Origin of the sequence: Streptomyces sp. NPDC093546 (genome assembly GCF_044765045.1) — a bacterium.
Classification (GTDB): Bacteria; Actinomycetota; Actinomycetes; order Streptomycetales; family Streptomycetaceae; genus Streptomyces.
Genome location: NZ_JBIWJG010000008.1, coordinates 284,852 through 305,250 on the forward strand (window position 1 = coordinate 284,852; position 20,399 = coordinate 305,250).

Annotated in this window: 18 protein-coding genes and 1 pseudogene; 16 read left to right on the forward strand and 3 right to left on the reverse strand. The window is 76.6% G+C overall.

All coding sequences use genetic code 11. The features are described 5' to 3' along the window. Positions 1-18 precede the first annotated feature (18 nt). Entirely contained in the window at positions 19-795 is a 777-nt protein-coding gene (locus ACIRNI_RS20265) for a hypothetical protein (RefSeq protein WP_403552802.1), read from the reverse strand. A gap of 179 nt (positions 796-974) precedes the next feature. After that, positions 975-2,207 carry a hypothetical protein gene (locus ACIRNI_RS20270; protein ID WP_403552804.1) on the reverse strand — a complete coding sequence of 411 codons (1,233 nt, stop codon included), beginning with the start codon at positions 2,205-2,207 and terminating at the stop codon, positions 975-977. 146 nt (positions 2,208-2,353) lie between these two features. On the opposite strand from ACIRNI_RS20270, the gene ACIRNI_RS20275 reads away from it, so the two are divergent. The 16 genes and pseudogenes from ACIRNI_RS20275 (at position 2,354) to ACIRNI_RS20350 (ending at position 19,530) form a co-directional block, all read left to right on the forward strand. Then, positions 2,354-3,346, forward strand: coding sequence for an ABC transporter substrate-binding protein (locus tag ACIRNI_RS20275; protein WP_403552806.1), 993 nt, complete (start codon positions 2,354-2,356; stop codon positions 3,344-3,346). Positions 3,347-3,384: 38 nt separating this feature from the next. Beyond that, positions 3,385-4,317, forward strand: coding sequence for a FecCD family ABC transporter permease (locus ACIRNI_RS20280; protein WP_403552871.1), 933 nt, complete (start codon positions 3,385-3,387; stop codon positions 4,315-4,317). Continuing rightward, positions 4,314-5,327 carry a FecCD family ABC transporter permease gene (locus ACIRNI_RS20285; RefSeq protein ID WP_403552808.1) on the forward strand — a complete coding sequence of 338 codons (1,014 nt, stop codon included), beginning with the start codon at positions 4,314-4,316 and terminating at the stop codon, positions 5,325-5,327. The genes ACIRNI_RS20280 and ACIRNI_RS20285 overlap by 4 nt, the downstream gene beginning before the upstream one ends. Before the next feature lie 4 nt (positions 5,328-5,331). After that, positions 5,332-6,186 carry an ABC transporter ATP-binding protein gene (locus tag ACIRNI_RS20290; protein WP_403552810.1) on the forward strand — a complete coding sequence of 285 codons (855 nt, stop codon included), beginning with the start codon at positions 5,332-5,334 and terminating at the stop codon, positions 6,184-6,186. Between the two features lie 61 nt (positions 6,187-6,247). Next, the gene (gene amiA, locus ACIRNI_RS20295) at positions 6,248-6,385 is read left to right on the forward strand and encodes a streptamidine family RiPP (protein WP_403552812.1); all 138 of its coding nucleotides are present in this window, start codon (positions 6,248-6,250) and stop codon (positions 6,383-6,385) included. 98 nt (positions 6,386-6,483) lie between these two features. Then, the gene (locus ACIRNI_RS20300) at positions 6,484-7,275 is read left to right on the forward strand and encodes a hypothetical protein (RefSeq protein ID WP_403552814.1); all 792 of its coding nucleotides are present in this window, start codon (positions 6,484-6,486) and stop codon (positions 7,273-7,275) included. Beyond that, the gene (locus ACIRNI_RS20305) at positions 7,272-8,657 is read left to right on the forward strand and encodes a CocE/NonD family hydrolase (RefSeq protein WP_403552816.1); all 1,386 of its coding nucleotides are present in this window, start codon (positions 7,272-7,274) and stop codon (positions 8,655-8,657) included. Before ACIRNI_RS20300 ends, ACIRNI_RS20305 begins: the two co-directional genes overlap by 4 nt. Beyond that, positions 8,654-10,003, forward strand: coding sequence for a YcaO-like family protein (locus ACIRNI_RS20310; RefSeq protein WP_403552818.1), 1,350 nt, complete (start codon positions 8,654-8,656; stop codon positions 10,001-10,003). Before ACIRNI_RS20305 ends, ACIRNI_RS20310 begins: the two co-directional genes overlap by 4 nt. Continuing rightward, on the forward strand, positions 10,003-11,115 hold the full coding sequence (locus ACIRNI_RS20315; RefSeq protein WP_403552820.1) for a hypothetical protein: 1,113 nt from the start codon (positions 10,003-10,005) through the stop codon (positions 11,113-11,115). The genes ACIRNI_RS20310 and ACIRNI_RS20315 overlap by 1 nt, the downstream gene beginning before the upstream one ends. Then, positions 11,112-12,845, forward strand: a complete 1,734-nt coding sequence (locus ACIRNI_RS20320) for an ABC transporter ATP-binding protein/permease (protein WP_403552822.1) — start codon at positions 11,112-11,114, stop codon at positions 12,843-12,845. Before ACIRNI_RS20315 ends, ACIRNI_RS20320 begins: the two co-directional genes overlap by 4 nt. After that, complete coding sequence (locus ACIRNI_RS20325; RefSeq protein WP_403552824.1) at positions 12,842-14,578, forward strand: ABC transporter ATP-binding protein; 1,737 nt, start codon at positions 12,842-12,844, stop codon at positions 14,576-14,578. Before ACIRNI_RS20320 ends, ACIRNI_RS20325 begins: the two co-directional genes overlap by 4 nt. 343 nt (positions 14,579-14,921) lie before the next feature. Next, the gene (locus ACIRNI_RS20330) at positions 14,922-15,032 is read left to right on the forward strand and encodes a keywimysin-related RiPP (RefSeq protein WP_355361249.1); all 111 of its coding nucleotides are present in this window, start codon (positions 14,922-14,924) and stop codon (positions 15,030-15,032) included. Positions 15,033-15,060: 28 nt separating this feature from the next. Further along, positions 15,061-16,896: pseudogene (locus ACIRNI_RS20335) on the forward strand (lasso peptide isopeptide bond-forming cyclase); the annotation flags it as partial. A gap of 35 nt (positions 16,897-16,931) precedes the next feature. Further along, on the forward strand, positions 16,932-17,186 hold the full coding sequence (locus ACIRNI_RS20340) for a lasso peptide biosynthesis PqqD family chaperone (protein ID WP_403552826.1): 255 nt from the start codon (positions 16,932-16,934) through the stop codon (positions 17,184-17,186). Continuing rightward, a complete protein-coding gene (locus ACIRNI_RS20345; protein WP_403552828.1) occupies positions 17,183-17,677 on the forward strand; it encodes a lasso peptide biosynthesis B2 protein in 495 nt (164 codons plus the stop codon). The genes ACIRNI_RS20340 and ACIRNI_RS20345 overlap by 4 nt, the downstream gene beginning before the upstream one ends. Next, positions 17,674-19,530: an ABC transporter ATP-binding protein gene (locus ACIRNI_RS20350; protein ID WP_403552830.1), complete on the forward strand. Its 1,857-nt coding sequence runs from the start codon at positions 17,674-17,676 to the stop codon at positions 19,528-19,530. Before ACIRNI_RS20345 ends, ACIRNI_RS20350 begins: the two co-directional genes overlap by 4 nt. Here ACIRNI_RS20350 and ACIRNI_RS20355 read toward each other — a convergent pair. Then, entirely contained in the window at positions 19,527-20,399 is an 873-nt protein-coding gene (locus ACIRNI_RS20355) for an RICIN domain-containing protein (RefSeq protein WP_403552831.1), read from the reverse strand. The genes ACIRNI_RS20350 and ACIRNI_RS20355 overlap by 4 nt on opposite strands.

A 20,399-nucleotide genomic window follows, 5' to 3' on the forward strand; every position in this document is an offset into this window, starting at 1 on the left:
CGCCCTCCGAGCAGGCACTCAGGCCGCCGGTTGGGCGGCCAACTGCCCGGCCAGCCACGTCGGTACGCCGCCCAGCAGCCGGAACAGCCGCCGCGCCTCCTCGCGCAGCCGCGCCGCCTCCGGCTCCGGCTCGGCCTCCGCGAGGGCCGCCAGGGCCGGGGCCGTACCGACCAGGTAGCCGAGCTCCTCGCGCAGCCGCAGCGACTCGGCGAAGCCGTGCCGGGCCTCGGCCAGCTCGCCGTCGCGCAGGGCCAGCCCCGCCAGGTGCCGCCAGGTGAAGGAGAGCAGCAGCCGGTCCTCCTGGGCGGTGGCGCCCGCGTGGGCGCGGCGGTACGCGGCGCGGGCGGCCTGCGGCGAGTCGGCGAGGTTCTGGGCGAGCAGGCCGCGCCGGAAGTCCAGTAGCGGGCGGCCCGGCGCGGTGGGGCCGATCAGCGCGGCGGCGCGGCCGAGCGCCGCCCGGGCCTCGTCGGCCCGGTCCCGCACGCCGAGCAGCGTCGACGCGTAGGCGAGGTAGCCGCGTTCGCAGGCGGCCGCGCCGCGCTCGCCGTCGTCCTGGGCGAGCGCCTCCGCCACGCGCAGGGCGTCCTCGGCCTCGGCCCAGCCCTGTTCGGTGTACAGGCACCGCTCGATGAGGAGGGCCGCGCGCTGGAGCGCGTGCGCCGGGTCGTCCGCGCGGGCTTCGAGGAGGGCGGCCGCGTCGCTCCAGCAGCCGCGGGAACGCAGCCGCCATACCGCGGTCTGGAGGGGATCGTCGCTTGCGGTCGTTCCGGAACCAGACATGGCGGTATGCGCCACATTGCCCTCCCCGAGCGCGCCATCGAGCTGTTGAGTGCGGACGAATGGTCCGGACGGCATCTCAGCACGGATCGGCACGCCCGGCCAAGAGGGTCAGGTGAATTGATTCACAATCAGTGGGCGGCCGGCCACCCTCAGCGGCGCCCGCCGTGTGCCCCTCGGCAACCCTCGGCAGCCCCTCAGCGGCCCACCGGGTCGCCGCAGGCGCCGTCCCCCGGGGCCGTCAGCGCCAGATGGCCGCCGTCGTCGAGAGGGGTCGGCAGGGTGTACGTGGCCACCGGCTCGGTTCCGTCGAAAAGGTGAACCTCGCCGTGGCCGCCCCGGGTGACGGCGACGAGGTCCGCGCCCGGTGACGCGGCGATCGCCCGCCGCTGCACCCCGTCCCAGGGCGTGGCGCCGCGCCTCGGCGCGCCGTCCATGGGCGGCAGCGGCCGGCGGGCGACGACCCGCGGCGCGTCGCGGTCGAGCAGCACGAGCTCGTCGCCGTCCGGGTGGACGCGCGCGTACGCCACGTGCCGCGCGGCGACCGCGAGCCGGAACACCAGGCCGGGGCCGAGGGGCACGCGCCCGGTGCGCCCGGTGTCGAGGGCGTGGAACCAGGCGTCGTTGGTCCACTCGGGCCACCGCCCGGGGTCGGCGGGCCCGCCGCGTACGCAGGACCACAGCACCCGGCGTACCGGATCGAGCCGCAGGTAGTAGCCGCGCCCCGGGCCCGCCCAGGGCAGCGGCTCCTCGGCCACCAGCCGGTCGCCCTCGCGCCGGGCGCGGTGCACCCCGGAGCCGGCGGCCGCGAACAGCCGTCCCGTGAGCGGGTCGTGGGCGTCGCCGTGGCCGTCGTGGTCGGGCAGCTCCGTCTCGTACGCGGGCGTCGCGGGCGGGCACGCGGGCGCGGCGGCCAGCAGGTCGTCGTACCGGTACGCGGCCAGCGCGCCGGGCTCCCGGTGCCGCAGGACGAGGAGCGCACCGCCGGGCTCGCCGGACCCCTCGGGTCCGCCCAGCACCGTGACGCCCGGCTCGCCCACCCGCGTACGGACCCGGACGGACCGGCCGCCGTCGAGGTCGACCACCGTCAGCAGGTCCGACCACGGCTCCCAGCTGCGGCCCAGGCCCGTGGTGACCGCGGCGTACCGCCCCGACGGGTCGACGGCCAGGTGCTCGGCCGGGATCGCCACCGGCGCGGTCGCCGCGACGAGCGGACGGCCCGCGTCGGGACCGTACGGGTCGAGGACGACGAGCTCGCCCGCCAGGTCGTCGACGAACGCCCAGCGGCCCCCGGGCAGAGCCAGGAAGCCGGCGTGCTCGGCGAGGTGCCGGCCTTCCACGACACCCGAGACGCGGCCGTCCGGCAGGTCCAACACGCTTATGCGTCCGGCGACTTGATCGGCTACCAGCAGGCGCGGTGCGAGGGGCATGACGGGGCTCCCAAAGGGTGGTGGAACGGCGACATTGTTGATAATGATTATCATGTGGCACATCTGTGTGGTGGGGGAGCGGCCCGGGGCGCCTCTGCCGCACGCCCGATCCCGCCCCGGGACCGAGACAGAGAACCGAGAGCCATATGTCACGCAGGACGCTGGGAATCACCGTGCGCCGCTGGGCCGCCGCGGCCGTCATGGGGACGCTGCTCGCCGGCTGCGGCTCGGCCGCCGACAGCACCAAGGGCGGCGCCGAGGACGGCGCCAAGGCCGGGGCGAAGACCGAGGTCGAGGTCGAGCCCATCACCGCCGCGCGCTCCGTCACCGACGGCAAGGGCGTCACCGTCACCACCAAGGCGCCGCCGCAGCGCGTCGTCTGCCTCGTCGCGCTCTGCGACGACATGCTCGCCGAGCTCGGCATGACGCCCGCCGCCACCAACTCCAAGCTGCTCGCCCACCCGAAGTTCCTGGGCAAGGAGAAGGCCGCGAAGGTCCCCGTCGTACCGGGCGGGTTCCTCGCCCCCGAGGCCGAGGCGATCCTGTCGTACAAGCCGGACCTCGTCATCGGCCTGGAGGACACGCACGGCAAGCTCGCCCCCGCCCTCAAGGGCGCCACCGTCTTCTGGCCGGTGCAGCCCAACAGCTGGGAGGACAGTGTCGGTTACCTGCGCGACCTCGCGGCCCTCACCGGGCGTACGCAGCAGGGCGAGGCGGCCGAGAAGGCCTTCCGGGCCAAGCTCGCCCGGGCGGAGAGCGCCAAGAGCGACAAGACCGCGCTGATCATCTTCGGCAGCGACGAGAACTTCGGCGTCGCCACCCCCGGCAACGACGTCGCCGCCGGTCTCTTCCCGAAGATCGCCGACTACCCGTGGAAGAGCCGCGGCGTCGACGGCACGTACAGCATGGAGGAGATCCTCGCCGCCGACGTCGACGTGATGTTCGTCGAGACCCTCTCCTTCGGCGGGCCGTCCGACGGCAAGCTGTCCGACAAGCTCGCCAAGAACCCGCTCTGGTCGCGCATCCCGGCCGTCAAGAACGGCGACGTCCACGAGGTCGACTCCGAGGTCTGGGCCAAGGGCCGCGGCACCCGGTCGCTCGGCATCGTCCTCGACGAGGCGACGGCCGCACTGAAGTGAGCGCGCGCCAGCTCACCGTCGCCGCCGCCGTGCTGTCGCTGGCGGTCGTCGGCAGCGCCCTCTGCCTCGGTACGCCGTACGTGCCGCCCGCCGTGCTCGCCGACGCGCTCGGCGGGGACGGGCTCGACGGCGTCATCGTGACCGAACTGCGGCTGCCCCGGCTGGTACTGGCGCTGGTCGCCGGCGCCTGCCTGGGCGCCGCCGGGCTCGTCCTCCAGGAGGCGCTGCGCAACCCGCTCGCCGTCCCCGAGATGCTCGGCGTCTCCAGCGGGGCCGCCCTCGGGGTCGCCGCCCCGCTCGTGCTCGCGCTGTCCGTGCCGCTCGCCGTGCAGCCGCTCCTCGCCATCGGCGGTGCGGCCGTCGGCGGCGTACTGACGCTGCTCGCCGCCGGGTTCGGGCGCAGCCCGTCCGCCGTGCTGCTCACCGGCGCGGCCGTCGCCGCCGCCCTCCAGGCCGGGCTGCTGGTCCTGATGGTGCTGGCCGACCAGCTCGACCTCCAGCTCATCTACCGCTACCTCCTCGGCAGCCTCTCCGCCCGCACCTGGGACGACGTGACGGGCCTCGCGCCCTGGCTGGTGGTGGCCGTCCCGGCGCTGGTGCTCTGCGCGCCGGTGCTGAGCGTGCTGCGCCTCGGCGACGACGACGCCCAGGCCCTGGGCGTACGGGTCCGGCACGCGCGGCTCGCGGCGCTCACGATCTCCGTGCTGCTCATCGCGCCGGTGGTCGCCGTGTGCGGGCCGGTCGCCTGGGTCGGCTTCCTCGCGCCGCACCTGGCGCGGCGGCTGCGCCCGGGCTCGGACGCGGTGGGCTGGCTGCCGTGGTCGGCGGTGTGGGGCGCGCTGGTCGTGGCCTGCGCCGACCAGCCGGCGCGGCTCGCCCTCGCACCGATCGAGACCCCGGTCGGCGCCTGGACGGCGCTCGTCGGCGTCCCCGCCGGAGTCGCCCTGCTGAAAGCGAGGTCGCGCCGATGACGTACGCACGGCGAACCACCTTTCTCCTGCTGCTCGTCGGCACCGTGGCCGCCGCCGGGCTGATCGCCGGACGCGCCGTCCCCGCCGCCGGCGTGTGGGACGTCCTGGGCGGCGGCGGGGACGCCACCGCCCGGCACGTCGTCCTCCACCTGCGCCTGCCGCGCACCCTGGTGGCCCTGGCCGCGGGCGCCTCGCTCGGGCTCGCCGGCACGGTCCTCCAGTCGGCGCTGCGCAATCCGCTCGCCGGTCCCGAGGTCACCGGCGTCGCGCCGGGCGCCGTGCTCGGCGCGGTCGCCGCGTCCGGGCTCGGCCTGGCCGGATGGGAGTCCCCGGCGGCCGTGGTGACCGCCGCCTGCCTGGGCGGGTTCGCCGGGGCGAGCCTGCTGTGGCTGCTGGCCGGGCGCGAGAAGGGCGATCCGGCGCAGATGGCCGTGTACGGCGTGCTGGTCTCGGCGGTGCTCGCCGGGCTGACGGCCGTGATGCTGCTGGTCGCCCCCGGCGAACTCGGCAGCGTCGTCCAGTGGCTCGTCGGCTCCACCGAGGGCCGGGTGTGGGCCCACTGGAACCTGCTGTGGCCGTGGGCGACCGTGTGGGCCGTCGCCGCCTACGCCCTGGCCGCACCCCTGACGCTGCTGCGCTGCGGTGACGAACAGGCCGCTGCGGCCGGGCTGCACACCGGCCGGGCGCGGGTCGCCGCGCTCGTGTGCGCCGTGGCGCTCACCGCCGGGGCAATCTCGACGGTCGGCGCGCTCGGGTTCGTCGGGCTGCTGGTGCCGCACCTCGCGTTCGCGCTCTTCGGGGCCGACCTGCGCCTGGCGCTGCCCGGCGCCGCGCTGCTCGGCGCGGTGGTGGTCGGCGGGGCGGACGCGGGGGCCCAGTGGCTGTCGCAAGGGGCGGCGCGGGCCTTGGACATGGACCGGCTGAGCGTACCCGCCGGGGCGCTGACGACCTGCGTGGGCGCGGCGCTGCTGCTGATCGTGGCGCGCCGCCGCACGGCGAGTGAGGAGTGAGGAAGTGAGCGTTCTGCTGGACCCGGTGACCACGGCCACCGGCTCCGTACGTGTCGAGGGGCTGCGCTTCGGCTACCCGGGCCGCGAGGTGCTCGACGGCGTCGACCTGGCCATCGCCCCGGGCGAGTTGGTCGCCCTCGTCGGCCTCAACGGCTGCGGCAAGAGCACCCTGCTGCGGCTCTGCGCCGGGCTGCTGAAACCGGCCGCCGGGCGGGTGCTGCTCGACGGCGACGACCTCGCCCGCCTGTCGCGCCGCGCCGCCGCCCGTCGGGTCGCCCTGCTGCACCAGCAGGCCCCTGCCGTACCGGGTATGACGGTACGGCAGCTCGTACGCCAGGGGCGGTACGCGGCCCGCGGGCCGCTCGGCATGCTGCGGGACGGCGACGACGCGGTGTGCGCCCGCGCGATGGCGGACGTGGGGGTCACGGAGTGGGCCGACCGGCCGGTGGACGCGCTGTCGGGCGGTGAGCGCCAGCGCGTGCGGCTGGCCATGGCGCTCGCCCAGGACACCCGTGTCCTGCTGCTCGACGAGCCGACCACGTACCTCGATCTGCGGCATCAGCTGGAGGTCATGCAGACGGTCGTACGGCTGCGCGAGGAACGGGGGTTGACGGTGGTGATGGTGCTGCACGACCTGGGGCACGCGGCGCGGTTCGCGGACCGGATCGTGGCGCTGCGGGACGGCCGGGTGGCGGCGGACGGGCCGCCGGCCGAGGTGGTCACCCCGGCCCTGCTCGCCGATGTCCTCGGGGTCGCGGGCCGGGTCGGGCGCGATCCGGAGGGTGGCTGGCCCGTGTGTTACCCAGATCACCCTCTTCCCTCCGCCCAGCCCTTGCGAAATGAAAATCATATTCATTAGTGTCTGCAGTGCGTCGCCGGTCCGGCGGCGCGGTCACCCGGAGAAAACGGAGGCTCAACTCATGGAGCAGAACAAGGTGTTCACGCCGATCGCCGAGCAGGGTCAGCTCGCCCACCTGTCGGCGACCCACTCCAACGCCCTCGTCGAGAACCCCTTCGACGACGCTGCCGGCGCCGTCGAGGCCGACGCGGCCGAGTAAGTCCGCCTCAGCGTCACCCGTGCCTGGGCCCGCCCGGATCGCCTTCCCGGGCGGGCCCGTCCCGTCCCCGTCCCGCCCGTCTCTCTTGGAGGAACCTCGTGGCCACCGTGCGGCTCGCGCCCGGCGTCGCCCTCGTCACCGTCCCTGACCGGGGCCTCGCCGTCCGCACGCCCGACGGAACGTTCCTGCGGGTGAACACGGGAGACGTGGACGAGACGGAGCTCCTGGCACATCTGACGACCGGCCTCCCGGCGACCGGCGAACTGGCAGCCCTCGCCGACGTCTTCGAGGAGGCCGGTTACACCACCCGCACGCAGGCTCCCGCCCCGCTCGACGGACGCACCGTGGTCGTGCTCGGAGACCCCGGGCTGACAGGGCCGCTCACGCGGTGCGTCCGCGACGCGGGAGCCCGCGTGCGGGAGGAACTCCCCGACCGCGACGAGGACCCCGCACGGACGGCGGTCGTCTGGTGCCTGGACGGGCCCGCCCCCGAAGGCGTCTGGGACGAGGCCGACCGGCTCCCCGCCCGCGGCACCGCCTTCCTGCGCTGCCACCGCGAAGGCGCCCACGCCTGGCTGGAGCCCCTCGCCTGCGCCCCCGGCGACGTCACCTCCGCGCACGTACGCCTCCGGCGCCTCGCCGCCACCCCCGCGCACCGCGAACTCGCCGCCTACTGGGCCGGACACACCACCCCCGACGGCGGCCGCCACACCGAGGCCTCCGCCGCGCTCACCGCCGCCCTCCTCACCGGCGACCTCCTCGCCTGGGCCGGCGGCGCTTCCCTGCCCGTACGGCGCCGCCTGCGCCGCCTCGACCTGCGCGACCTCACCGTCACCGAACACCCGGTCCTCCCGGTGCCGGACGTCGCCCCGCTGGACGCCCGACCGTGACCAGCACCGTCCGCATCGAGGGGCTCGCCACCGACGTCTGCCTGCCCCCGACACCCGGCCCCCACCCCGCCGTCGTCGTCCGCACGCCCTACGACCGCCGCCACCACCGCGCCGAGCTGCGCGGCTGGGCCGCCCGCGGCTTCGCCGCGCTCGCCCAGGACGTACGCGGCCGGCACGGCTCCGACGGCGACTGGCAGCCGTACGGCGACCACGAGCGCGCGGACGGCGAGGCAACCCTCCACTGGGTCCGCGCCCAGCCCTGGAGCGACGGCCGGGTCGTCGCCGCCGGTGCCTCCTACGCCGCCCACTGCGCCCTCGTCACCCCCGGCGCCGACGCCGTGATCGCCGCCGTCCCCGCGCTGGGGCTCGCCGAGACCGCGCGCGAGACCACCGGCCCCGAACGCCTCCGGGCGCGCGTCGGGTGGTGGTCCCAGCACGGCGGCCTCCCCGCCACCCCCCGGGCGCTGGACCACCTCCCCGTCACCGGAATCCTCGACTCCCCGGCCTGGCGGGCCCTGTGGCGCGCCGCACGCCGCGAGACGCCCGCATCCGCCGTGCCACTGCTCGCCGTCGGAGGCACCCGCGACCCGTTCGCCGCGGACACCCTGCGGCTCTGGCGGCGCTGGCCGGGCCCCGCCCGGCTGCTGCTCGGCCCCTGGGGCCACCGGCTCACCGCCGAACCGGCGCCCGAGGCCCGCCCCGCGCACCGCCTCTCCCTCGGCGCCCTCTACACCGGCTGGGCCCGCGCCGCACTCGACGGCGCGCTCACCGGCTGCCGCACCGGCGCGGTCGCGCTCGGTGGCAGCGACCACTGGTACCGCCCCCGGCCCGTCCAGCCCACGCCGTACGCCTTCGGCACCGGCCTGCGGCTGCTGCGCGGCGCCGACTTCGTCGCCGACCCCGAGAACCCGGTCCGCTCCGACGGCCTGGACGTCCCCGCCGACGGCACCCCTGACCGCTGCCTGCTGCTCTCGCCGCCGCTCCCGCGCCCCCTGGACCTGCTCGGCCCCGCCGAGGCGGCCCTGGACGCCACCGCCGACGCGCCGAGCGCCGACTGGGCCGTACGGCTCGTCGCCCTCGATCCCGAAGGGCGCGCCGACCCGCTCGCCACCGGCATCGTGCGCCGCACCGAACCCGGGCCCTTCACCGTCCCGCTCGGCCACCTCGCCCGGCGCCTGCCCGCCGGGACGCGCCTGCGCCTGGAGGTCGCGGGCCACCACTTCCCGGCACACGCACGCAACCCGCACACCGGCGAGGACCCGGTGACCGCCACGCGCCTGCTGCCGTCCCACCGCACCGTACGCACCCGGGGCAGCGCCCTGCTCCTCCCCGTCGTCCGGGGCGCCCGCCCCGTCGACCCCGTACAGGAGATCCAGACGTGAACATCGAAGCCCTCGTGGACCCGGTCTGCGGGCTGATACGCGGCGTCGAGCCCGTACCGCACCCCACCGGCGCCCCGCCCCGCTACACCGCCATGACCGCCGACGTCTCCGACGCCCGCCGGTTCGGCGCCTGGCCCGCCGACCGCGTCTCCCTCGGCACCACCTTCGGCGACCCGGCCGGCGCCCGCGTCGCGGCCATCGCCGAGGCCGTCGAACGCTACTGCGGCAACCGCGTCCCGCCGCCCGGCCACCCCGACGCGCCGCGCCGCGCCACCGCCGCCGAACTCGCCGCCGAGGGCAAGCGCCTGTACGGCCCCGGCGACCTGCCCGCGTACGCGCCCTGGCAGTACGCCCGCCCTGGGTTCCCGTACCGGCCCCTCACCCCCGAGACCCCCGCCCTCTGGGCGCGCGGCACCGAGGACGGCGAGGAGGTCTGGGCCCCGGTCGCCCTCACCCACCTCAACTGGCGCCAGGGAGCCCACCGCTCGCTCCCGCGCACACACCACCTCAACTACGCGGGCATCGCCACCGGCCAGGGCCTCGACGACGCCGTCGAACGCGCGCTCCTCGAGATCGTCGAGCGCGACGCCCTGGAACTGTGGTGGCACCTCGACGGCCCGACCCGGGGCATCGACCCCGCCAGCGTCCCCGGCCTGACCGGCGACCTCGCGGGCTGCGACCTCGACGTGTGGATCGTGGAGATGCCCTCCGAGTTCGCGCCCTGCATGGCCGCGCTCGTCCACGACCCCGCGCGCGGCCTGTACGCCGCCGGCTTCGCCTGCCGCTACGACCCGGCCGAAGCCGCCCGCAAGGCCGTCCTGGAGGCCGTCCACACCTGGGTCTTCACCCAGGGCACCACCGACGCCGACGGCTGGGTCTTCCAGGCCATCGAGGCGGGCATGCTCGCCCGCGGCCTCTACCTCGACCACCGCCCCGACCGCCGCTACCTCGACGACTGCGGCGAGGACTTCGCCGCCGTACGCGACCTCGGCGCCCACGTCCAGGTGTGGCTCGACCCGCGCATGGCGCCGTACGCGCGCCGCTTCACAAGCCCGTCGCTCGGCACCGTCCCCGTCACCGACGTCAAGGCCGGCACCCGCGGCGAGCTGGAGGCCCGCCTCGCCGGCCACCGGATCCTCACCTTCGACCTGACGACCGAGGACGTCCGGGAGACGCCCCTGCGCGTCGCCCGCGTCCTCGTCTCCGGCCTGATCCCCAACCAGCCCGCGGCCTTCGCCTACCTCGGCTGCCCCCGCTTCGCCGAGGCGGCCCTCGACCGCCACTGGCGTACCAACGCACCCACCACGGCCGCCGACTTCACCCTCGCGCCGCCGCCCCACATGTGATGAACCCCCTGACCCGAGCCCGTTCCCCCCGGCCGCCCGGCCCGGACTTCCCGGCCGGACGCCAGGTCACCCCCTGGCCGGGCGAGCCCCGGCCGGTCCCGCCGCCCCTGGACCGGCTCCTGCGGCTGTCCCTCGCGGGCGGCCGCCTGCGCCCAGCCGCGTCCGCGGGCGCCCTGCACCCGGTCAACGCCCATCTCCTGCTGGGCCCGGGCACCCCGCTCCCGCCGGGCCGGTACGCCTACGACCCCGTACGCCACCGCCTGATCGCGCGCACCACCGCGCCCGCCGGCGCACCGCCGGGCGCGGTCGCCGTCCTGACCGTCACCGCCCGGCGCACGGTCTCCCACTACGGCCACCGCGCCTGGCCGCTGCTGCTCCTGGACACCGGCCACGCGGCCGCCGCCCTCGCGCTCGCGGGCGCGCCGGAGTGGTGCCCGGACGCCGACGTGACGCTCCTCGCCCGGGCGGCGGGACTCCCGCCCGACCGGCACGGCGCCGAACCGGAACACCCGCTGGCCGCCGTCCGGCTGACACCCGGCCCGCGTGACGTCCTGGAGCACTGGTCGGCCCACGGGCCCGGGGCCCCGCCCCCGCCGACGCCTCACATGCCGCCTCCGGTCCTGGAGGAGACGTGGCGGATCCTCGACGGGCTTCCCGGAGCGGCGACGTGGCGGCGCGCGGAAGCGCCCCCGCTACCGGAGGCCGCGCTGCTGTCGCGCCGCAGCGCGGAACCGCCCCTCGGAGGCGTACCGGAACGCCACCTGCTGGAAGTGGTCCTGGCGACGGCCCGCCGCACGACCGCGGTGCGGTGGGGGCTCCTCACCGACACAGCCCCCGAGGCCCTCGCGGCCCGCGCCGCGGGCCAGCACTGGGTCGGGCACGCGGGCGCCCTGCTGCTCGCGCACGGCTGCCCCGACGACGCACCCCCGGCCCACGTCCGCCACACCCACCTGCACGCCGGTTACGCCGTGGGCCTGGCCCAGGCCGTGGCCGGCCACCTCGGGCTCGCCTCGCGCCCCGTCGGCTCCTGGCAGCACGGCCCGGGCGGCCCGCCCGACATCGTCCACGCCCTCGCCCTGGGCGCTCACTCAGAAGGGACCCATCGGCCATGATGCTCCACCCGGAGCTGCTGCGCGCCGCCCGGATCGCGCGCCGCCCCCTCCTCGGGGCGACCGCTCTGCTGGGGGCCGTGGCCGCGACGCACCTGGCGCAAGCGGTGCTGCTCGCCCTCGCCCTGGCCAGGATCGCGCGCGGTGAGACGGAGACCCTGCCCGCCCTGCTGGCGGCCGTCCTCGCCGCCGTCGCCGTCCGCGCCGTGCTGACCCGCCGTCAGCGCACGCTCGCCGTCCGCGCCGGGGCGCGGGTACGGACGGGCCTGCGCGACGCGCTCCTCGAACGGCTCGGCACCCTCGGCCCCGTCGGCCGCGGCACGGACGCCCGCGCCGGGGCCGTACGCGCCACCCTCGTCGACGGCGTCGAGGGCGTCGACGCGTACGTCTCCCGCTACCTGCCGCAGCTGCTGGTCACCTGCGTGCTGCCGCCGCTGCTCCTCCTGGCCGTCGCCGTGGTGGAGCCGGTCGCGCTCCTCGCCCTCGCCCCGGCCCTGGTCCTGGCCCTCTTCGCCCCCCGCTGGTGGGACAAGCTGCTGGCCCGGCGCGGGCAGGAGCACTGGGGCTCGTACGAGGCGCTCTCCGCCGACTACCTGGAGGCGCTGCAGGGCATGCCCGCGCTGCGGGCCGCCGGGGCGGTCGCCCGCGTCCGCGCGCGCCTGGAGGAGCGGTCGGCCGCCCTGCACCGTGCCACCGTCGCCAAGCTGCGGGTGTCGCTGATCGACACCGGCATCACGGACCTCGCCGTGCAGGGCGGCACGGTCGCCGCCGCGCTGGTCGCCTGCGCGTCGGCCGCGTCCGGCCGGACCGCCGCCACCGGTACGTACCTGCTCCTCATGCTGGCCTCCGAGTGCTTCCGCCCGGTCCGCGACCTGTCGCGCGAGTGGCACGCGGGCTATCTCGGCGTCTCGGCCGCCGACGGCATCGCCGAGCTCCGCACAGCGCGGCCGTCCGTACCGGACGGGGGCGGCCTGCGGCCCCCCGCCCACCCCCCGGCCGTCCGCTTCGACGACGTGCGCTTCACCTACCCCGGAGCCACCGCGCCCGCCCTGCGCGGTGTGTCGTTCACCGCCGAAGCGGGCCGTACGACGGCCGTCGTCGGCCCCTCCGGCGCGGGCAAGTCGACGCTCGTCGCCCTGCTCCTGCGCCACTGGGACCCGGACGGCGGCCGCGTGACGCTCGACGGCACCGACCACACCGCCTACGCGCTCGCCGCGCTGCGCCGCGGCATCGCGGTGGTGTCGCAGGAGACGTACCTCTTCCACGCCTCCATCGCCGACAACCTCCGCCTGGCGCGCCCCGGCGCGACCGACGACGAGCTGTACGCCGCCGCCCGCGCCGCGGGCGTCCACGACGAGATCACCCGCCTGCCCGACGGTTACGGCACCCAGGTGGGGGAGCGCGGCGCGACGCTCTCCGGCGGCCAGCGCCAGCGCCTCGCGCTCGCCCGGGCGCTCCTCGCGGACGCCCCGGTCCTGGTGCTCGACGAGGCGACGAGCGCGGTCGACGAACGCCGGGAGGCCCTCATCGGACGCGAGCTGCTCCGCGCCGCGCGCGGCCGTACGTGCCTGGTGGTGGCGCACCGCCTCGCCTCCGTACGGGACGCGGACCGGATCGTCGTGCTGGACGGCGGCCGGGTCGACGCGGTCGGCACGCACACGAGCCTGCAGGCCCGCAGCTCCCTGTACGCGCGGCTCGTCGCCGCCGGACGCACCCACGAGGAGGCGGCATGAGCACCCATCTCGTCGACAAGCCCGAGCGGGGCGCCCTGCGGGCCCTGCTGCCCGTCCTCGCGGCCCACAAGGCGATGACGGTACGCACCTTCGCCGCCGCCCTCGTCGACCAGGCGGCGCTCGTCGCGCTGGTCACGCTCGCCGCGCACACCGTCGGCACCGCCGTCATGGAGCGCACCGCCCCCGCCGCCGCCACGACGGCCGCGCTGATCGCCCTGGTGCTCCTCCGCTCCCTGGCCACCTGGCGCGAGATGGACCTGTCGCACGACCTGGCGTACCGGGTGCTGGCGGAGCTGCGGATACGCGTCTTCGACGGCCTGGCCCGCAGCGCGCCCGCCCGGATAGCCGGCCGCCGCAGCGGCGACCTGGCGGCGGCCGCGCTGGGCGACGTGGAGGCGCTGGAGTTCTTCTACGCGCACGCCGTCGCTCAACTCCTCGCCTCGGGCGTCGTGTTCTCCGCCGGTACGGCGGTCCTCGCCGTGCTGGACCCCTGGCTGCTGGCCCCGGTCCTCCCCGTGGCCGGGCTGCTGGTCCTCGCGCCGCTGCTGGAGGGCCGGGGCCGGGCGGCGCGCGGGGCCCGGACCCGGCGGGCCGCGGCCGACCTGTCGGCCGAGGTGGTCGAGACGGTCGACGGGATGCGCGAACTGCTGGCGTTCGACGCGCTGGACCGCCGCCGCGCGGGGCTGCGCGCCCACGGCGAGCGGCTCGGCGAGGCCCAGCGGGCCGAGCACGCGTGGGAGGCGGGCGCGGCGGCGGTGCGCGACCTGCTGGTGGTGGCGGCGGTCGTCGGCGTGGTCGCGGCGGCCGCGCACACGCTCGGTGGGGCGTGGGCCCCGGCCGCCATGGCCCTGGCGCTCGGCGCCCTGGCGCCGGTCGCCGACTCGGCCGCGGCGCTCGGCCAGGCGGGCGGGCTGCGCGCGGCGGCGTCCCGCGTCGGCGCGGCGATCCGCGCCCGGGCCGGTGCGCCGGCGCCCGCCGCGCCGAGGCCTGCACCGACCGGACCGCTCGGGATCCGGCTGCGGGGTGTCCGCTTCGACTACGGCGGCGCTCCCGTGCTCGACGGCCTCGACCTCACGGTCCGCGCGGGGGAGACCCTCGCCCTGGTGGGGGCGTCGGGCGCCGGCAAGTCGACGGTCGCGGCGCTGCTGGCCCGGTTCTGGGACCCGGCGGAGGGGGCGGTGGAGCTCGTCGGCGCGTACGGCGAACCCGTCGACGTACGCGACCTCGCGGACGAGGAGCTGCGGCGCACGGTCGCGGTGGTCGGCCAGGACGCGCCGCTGTTCCACGGGACGCTCGCCGACAACCTGCGCCTGGCGGCGCCGGACGCGACGGACGGTCAGCTGCGCGCCGCCGCCCGCCTGTGCGGCGTCGACCGGATCGCCGAGGCGCTGCCCGACGGCTACGACACCCACGTGGGGGAGCGGGGAGCGACGCTCTCCGGCGGCCAGCGGTCGCGCGTGGCGCTCGCCCGGGCCCTGCTGACGAACCCTCGGGTGCTGGTCCTGGACGAGACGACGGCCCATCTGGACACGGCGGGGGACGCGGAGCTGTCGGCGGCGCTGGCGGCCGCGTCGCGGGGTCGTACGACGGTGGTGATCGCCCACCGCCCGGCGACGGTCCGCCGGGCGGACCGGATCGCGGTGCTGGAGGGCGGCCGGATCGCCGAGGCCGGCACGTGGGAGGAGCTGTCGGCGGTGAAGGAGGGGGCGTTCGCGAGGGTGCTCACCCGGTGACTGCGAGCGGGAAACGGGCGCGCGGAACGTCCCTTCCGCGCCGGGCGGCGACCATGGCGGCGGGGTGTGCGCCCCCGGGCAACCGGAGCGCTGAATTCCGGGAAAACGCAGGTGGCGAGGTGTCGCCACGCCGATCGGAGCCTGAAACGACGTCACCCTGACGGGCGGGTGTTGGACTTCTGTGCGGTTCTGCGCGTGCTCCCGTCCTCCATCCAGCGTATTGGTACGACAATCTGAGTAACGGATGGGCCATTGCGGTACGGCGTTGACCTGGGGCTTGCTTCTGTTACCGGGCCACCCGCCATCACAGGGCGGGTGGACAACCGAACAGAAGGAGACATCCATGAAGAAGGCATACGAGGCACCGATGCTCGTCCGCCTGGGTTCCTTCCGTAAGAAGACCGGACTCCTCCAGAGCTCCGGCAACGACCGTCTGATCCTGAGCAAGAACTGACGGTCGACGGGTCGAGCGAATCGACGCCATGACACACACGCACGAGAGTGCGGGACCGGGCCCCGGCGACGCGGATTTCGTGGTCCTTCCGGACCACGCGGCCGCGCCCGCCGTGGCCCGGCTCTTCACCCGCACCACCGACACCCGCGCGGCCACCCGCACGCTGCCCCACCCCTCCGGGCGGCCCTGGCTGGTCGGCCGCTGGCACGACGACGAGATCGTGGCCGCCCGCGCCGGTTCCACGCTCCTCGCCGTCATCGGCTGCTGCCCGCTCGACGAGCCCGCGCTGCACCGGCACGCCGCCCGCCTGCGGGACCTCGCGCAACTGGACGCCCTGGCCCGGACGCTGCCCGGCAGCTTCCACCTGGTGGCCGTCCTCGACGGCCGGCTCCGCGTGCAGGGCACCGCCTCCGGGCTGCGGCTGGTCTTCCACGCGGCGGTCGGCGGCGTACGGGTGGCCGCGTCGCGCGCCGACGTGCTCGCTGCCGCGCTGGGCCGCGACCCCGACCCCGAGCAACTCGCCGTCCGGCTGCTGTGGCCCGTGCCGCACCCGCTCGCCGAGACACCGATGTGGCGCGGCGTCACCGCCGTACCGCCCGAGGACGCGCTCGTCGTCGCGCCGGACGGACGCGGCGCACGGCACGCGCGCTGGTGGACCCCGCCGGAGCCGGCGCGGACCCTCGCCCACGGCGCGCCGCTGGTCCGCGAGGCGCTCGCCGAGGCCGTCGACGCGCGCACCCGCGCCGGGGGCACGGTCAGTTGCGACCTGTCGGGCGGCCTGGACTCCACCACCATCTGCTTCCTCGCCGACCGCTCACCCGCCCACGTGGTGGCCAGCACCTGGCCCGGGCGCGACCCCGCCGACACCGACCTGCACTGGGCACGGCAGGCCGCACGCTTCCTGCCCGACGTGGAACACGTCGTGTGGGACGCCGACGCCTCCCCCCTCGTCTACACCGACCTCCTCGCCATCGACGACCTGTTGGACGAACCCACCATCGGCGTCATGGACCGCTCCCGGGTCCTGCACCACCTGCCCGCCATGGCCGAGCGGGGCAGCCGCCTCCACCTGACCGGCATCGGGGGCGACCACGTGGCCTGGTGCTCGGAGGCGTACTACCACCGCCTCGCCCGCACCCGACCGCTGTTCGCCGCACGGCAGTTGCGCGGCTTCCGCGCCCTGTGGCAGTGGCCGCTCGGCACCACGCTCCGCGCGCTCGCCGACTCCCGCCCCTACGGCACGTGGCTCGCGGACGCGGGCGGCCACCTGCGCGACCCGGGGCCCGCCACCGTCACCACCAGCCTCGGCTGGGGCATGCCCCCGCGCCTCTTCGACTGGGTCACGCCCGACGCCGAGGCGGCCGCGCGGCGCGCCCTGCGCGAGGCCGCCGCCACCGCCGCACCGCTTCACCGGGACCGCGGCCTGCACGCCGACCTGGACCAGATCCGCGCCGGCAGCCGCATCATCCGGCAGTGGGACCGGATGGCCGCCCGCGCCGGCGTGCCGATGGCCTCGCCGTTCCTCGACGACCGCGTCATCGAGGCCTGCCTCGCCGTCCGGCCCGACGAACGCGTCACGCCGTGGGCGTACAAGCCGCTCCTCACCGCCGCCATGCGCGGGATCGTGCCCGAGACGTGCCTGCGGCGCACCAACAAGGCAGCCGCCTCCATGGACGCCGCCGACGGGCTGCGCGCCCATCGCGCCGACCTGCTCGCGCTCTGGGAGGACTCACGCCTCGCCCGCCTCGGCCTCGTGGACGGCGCCGCGCTGCGCCGCCTCGCCGAGCGGCCCTCCACGCCCGGGCTGCGCGACGCCATCCTCTACTCGACGATCGCCTGCGAGGTCTGGCTGCGCGGCCTCACGCCCGCCACGAAGCCCCCGACCGAAGGGAACCCGCCATGGCACTGCGCTTCGGCGCCGACGTCTCCACCGCCGACACCGACTACGGCACGGTCCTCCTCGACGAACGCAGCGGACAGTACTGGGAGTTGAACCCCACCGGCACCGTCGTCGTCCGCGCCTTGATGGCGGGCGGAGACGAAGCCGCCGCGGCGGACGCGCTCGTCGCCGCGTACGACATCGACCGGACGCGGGCGGAGCAGGACGTCGCGGCCCTGGTGGCCGAGCTGCGCTCCTCGGGGTTGGTCGCATGACCACACCGAGCGCGCTGGAGCGGCCCACCGGAGTGCCGTTCGCCCGGCGGCTGGCCGCGCGGCTCGTGCTGCTGCCCGCGTTCGCGCTGGCGCTGCTGCCGCCGCGCCGGGTGCGCGCCGTGCTCGGAGTCGTACGCCGCGGGGCCCGGCCCGCCACCACCGCGCAGGCCGGGGCCGCCCGCGACGCCCTGTGCGCGGTGAGCCTGCGCTGCGCCGGGCCGCGCGGCTGCCTGCCCCGCTCGCTGGGCGCGGCGCTGCTGTGCCGGCTGGGCGGGAGCTGGCCGACCTGGTGCACGGGCGTACGGGTCGTGCCGCCGTTCACCGCGCACGCGTGGATCGAGGCGGAGGGGCGGCCGGTGGGGGAGGGAGTGCCGGACGACTACTTCCGACGGCTGATCGCGGTGGGACCGGTGGGACCGGCGGCTCCGGTCGCACCGGTGGACCCGGGTCACGCGGCGGACCCGGCGGCGAGCGGACCGCCCGGACCATGACCGGCGCGGAGAAGGCGGGGGCCGGCCGCTCGGGTGCGGAGGCCGACCGCTCCACCCGGGCCGCGATCGTCACCCTCTACCGGCTCACCGCCGGACACCGGTCCTCCGTCGCCACCGCCACCGCCCTCACCCTGGTCGGCTCCGCGCTCGGACTGGCGCAGCCGCTGGTGGCCCGGCTCGTCGTGGACGGGAGCGGGCGCGCCGGGGACGGCGGGGACGGCGGGGCGTTCTGGGCGCCGCTGGCGCTGCTCGCCGCGCTGTTCGCCGCCGAGGCGGCCACCGGCGCGGTGGGGCGCTTCGTCCTGGAGCGCATGGGCGAGGGCGTCGTACGGCAACTCCGCCACGGGCTCGTGGCCCGGCTGCTGCGGCTGGAGATGCGGGAGTACGACCGCCACCGCGGCGGCGACCTGATCGCCCGGGTCACCGCCGACACCACGCTGCTGCGGGAGGTGGTGTCCCAGGCCCTCGTCGACCTCGTGACGGGCGCGCTGGTGGCGGCCGGGGCGATCGTGCTCATGGCCTGGCTCGACCCCGTCCTGCTGCTCCTCGTCGCGCTGACGGTGGCCGCCGCCGCCGCCGTCGTGACCTCGCTGCTCCAGGGCATCCGCGCCGCGTCGAGCCGCATGCAGAACGCCGTGGGCGCCCTCGCCGCGGACCTGGAGCGCGCGCTCGGCGCCCTGCCCATGGTGCGGGTGCACCGGGCGGAGGAGCGCGAGGCGCGGCGCATCGGGGAGCGCGTGGACGCGGCGTACGACGCGGGCGTACGGACGGCGAAGCTGGCCTCCGTGATGAGTCCGGCCGTCGAACTCGCCGTCCAGGGCTCGTTCCTCATCGTCCTGGTCATCGGCGGCCTGCGGGTGAACAGCAGCTCCGACTCCCTCGGAGACCTCGTCGCCTTCCTGCTGTACGCGTCGTACCTCGTGCTGCCGCTGTCGTCGGTTTTCCGGGCGGTCGGGCTGATCCAGCGGGGCATGGGCGCCCATCAGCGCATCGCCGAGGCGCTGGCGCTGGCGGCGGAACCGTCGGAGCCGTCGGAGCCCGGCCCCGCGCGGTGGACGGCGACACCTCGTACACCGGATCTCGCCAAGGCGGAGGCGCCCGTCCTCGCCCTGCGGGACGTCCGGTTCGGCTACGACCCGGGGCGGCCGGTGCTGCGCGGTGTCACCCTGACCGTCCCGCACCGCCGGCAGGTGGCCCTGGTGGGCCGCTCCGGCGCGGGCAAGTCCACCCTCTTCGCGCTCGCTGCGCGGTTCTACGAACCGGACTCCGGGACGCTGCTGTTCGACGGGCGGCCCGCCGCCGAGCTGACCCGTGCGCAGTGCCGGGCGCGTATCGCGGTCGTCGACCAGAACACCCACGTCGTCCACGGCACGCTGCGCGACAACATCGCCTACGCGGCGCCCGGCGCCACCGACGAGGAGGTGCGGCGCGTCGTCGAACTCGCCCAGCTGGAGGATGTCGTACGGCGCCTCCCCGGCGGCCTGTCCGGGCGGCTCGGCGAGCGCGGCGGAACCCTCTCGGGCGGCGAGCGGCAGCGCGTCGCCCTGGCCCGCGCCCTGCTCGCCCGGCCGTCCCTGCTGCTGCTGGACGAGCCGACGTCCCACCTGGACGCCCTCAACGAGGCGGCGCTCACCGCCGTGATGCGGGACGCGGCCCGGGAGTGCGCGGTGCTGGTGATCGCGCACCGGCTCTCCACGGTCCAGCACGCCGACCGGATCGTCGTCCTGGACGAGGGCCGCGCCGTCGCCTGCGGCGACCACGAGGAGCTGCTGGAGGCCAGCCCCCTGTACCGCGCGCTGGCCGCCGGCCAGATGCTGCGTCACAACGGCGTACGCGGGACGCGGCGCGGCTAGGGGGTGTCCCCGGACACGGCGCTCCAGACCTGGGCGCCCGTGCCGTTGCACTCGTGGATCTGCACCTGGACCCCGTTGGTGAAGTTCGCGTAGGGCACGTCCAGGCACTTGCCGGACCGGGGGTTGGTGAAGGCGCCCGGGGTGGGCTGGTCGTAGCGCCACTGCTGGGCGCCGGTGCCGTTGCAGGTGTAGATCTGGATCTTGGTGCCGTTGGCGGTACCCGCGCCGGCCACGTCCAGGCACTTGCCCGAGTTCGGGTTCACCAGGGTGCCCTCGGGCGTGGTCTTCCAGGTCTGGCCCGAGGAGCCGTTGCAGTCCCACAGCTGCACCCGGGCGGCGTCTTCCTTGCTCGCGCCGCTCACGTCCAGGCAGTGCCTGCCGCCGTCGGGGCTGTAGGCGGACTCCGTGGGTGTGGGCGTGGGCGCCGGGCCGGTCACGGTGAACGTGCACCAGGCGGCCCAGGCGGACGGGCCGTCGGAGCCTTCGGCGCGGATCCGCCACCGGTAGTCACCGGGGCTGAAGGTGCTGGTGGGAATCTGGACGCCCCACTCGTGCCCGACCGGACCGGTGGTGACCTGGAGCGTGCGGAACGGCTGTTCGCCCGGCCGCGCGAGCTCTATCGTCCCGCCCAGGTTCGGCTGCGGGTCCACGCCCCTGACCGAAGCGGCGAACAGGGGCGCGGAACCGTTGGTCGTGCTGAACGTCGGCGGCGTCTGAGCGCCGCAAGACTGGAAGCCCGCGTAGGGGCCGGTCGAGATCCGCAAGGTCTCGGGGACGTCCGGGGTGGCGGCCCACGCGGGGGCGGGGACACCGAGCAAGGCGGCGGCCAGGGCCGCGGACGCGGCCGGCACGGCACGGAACCGACTCAT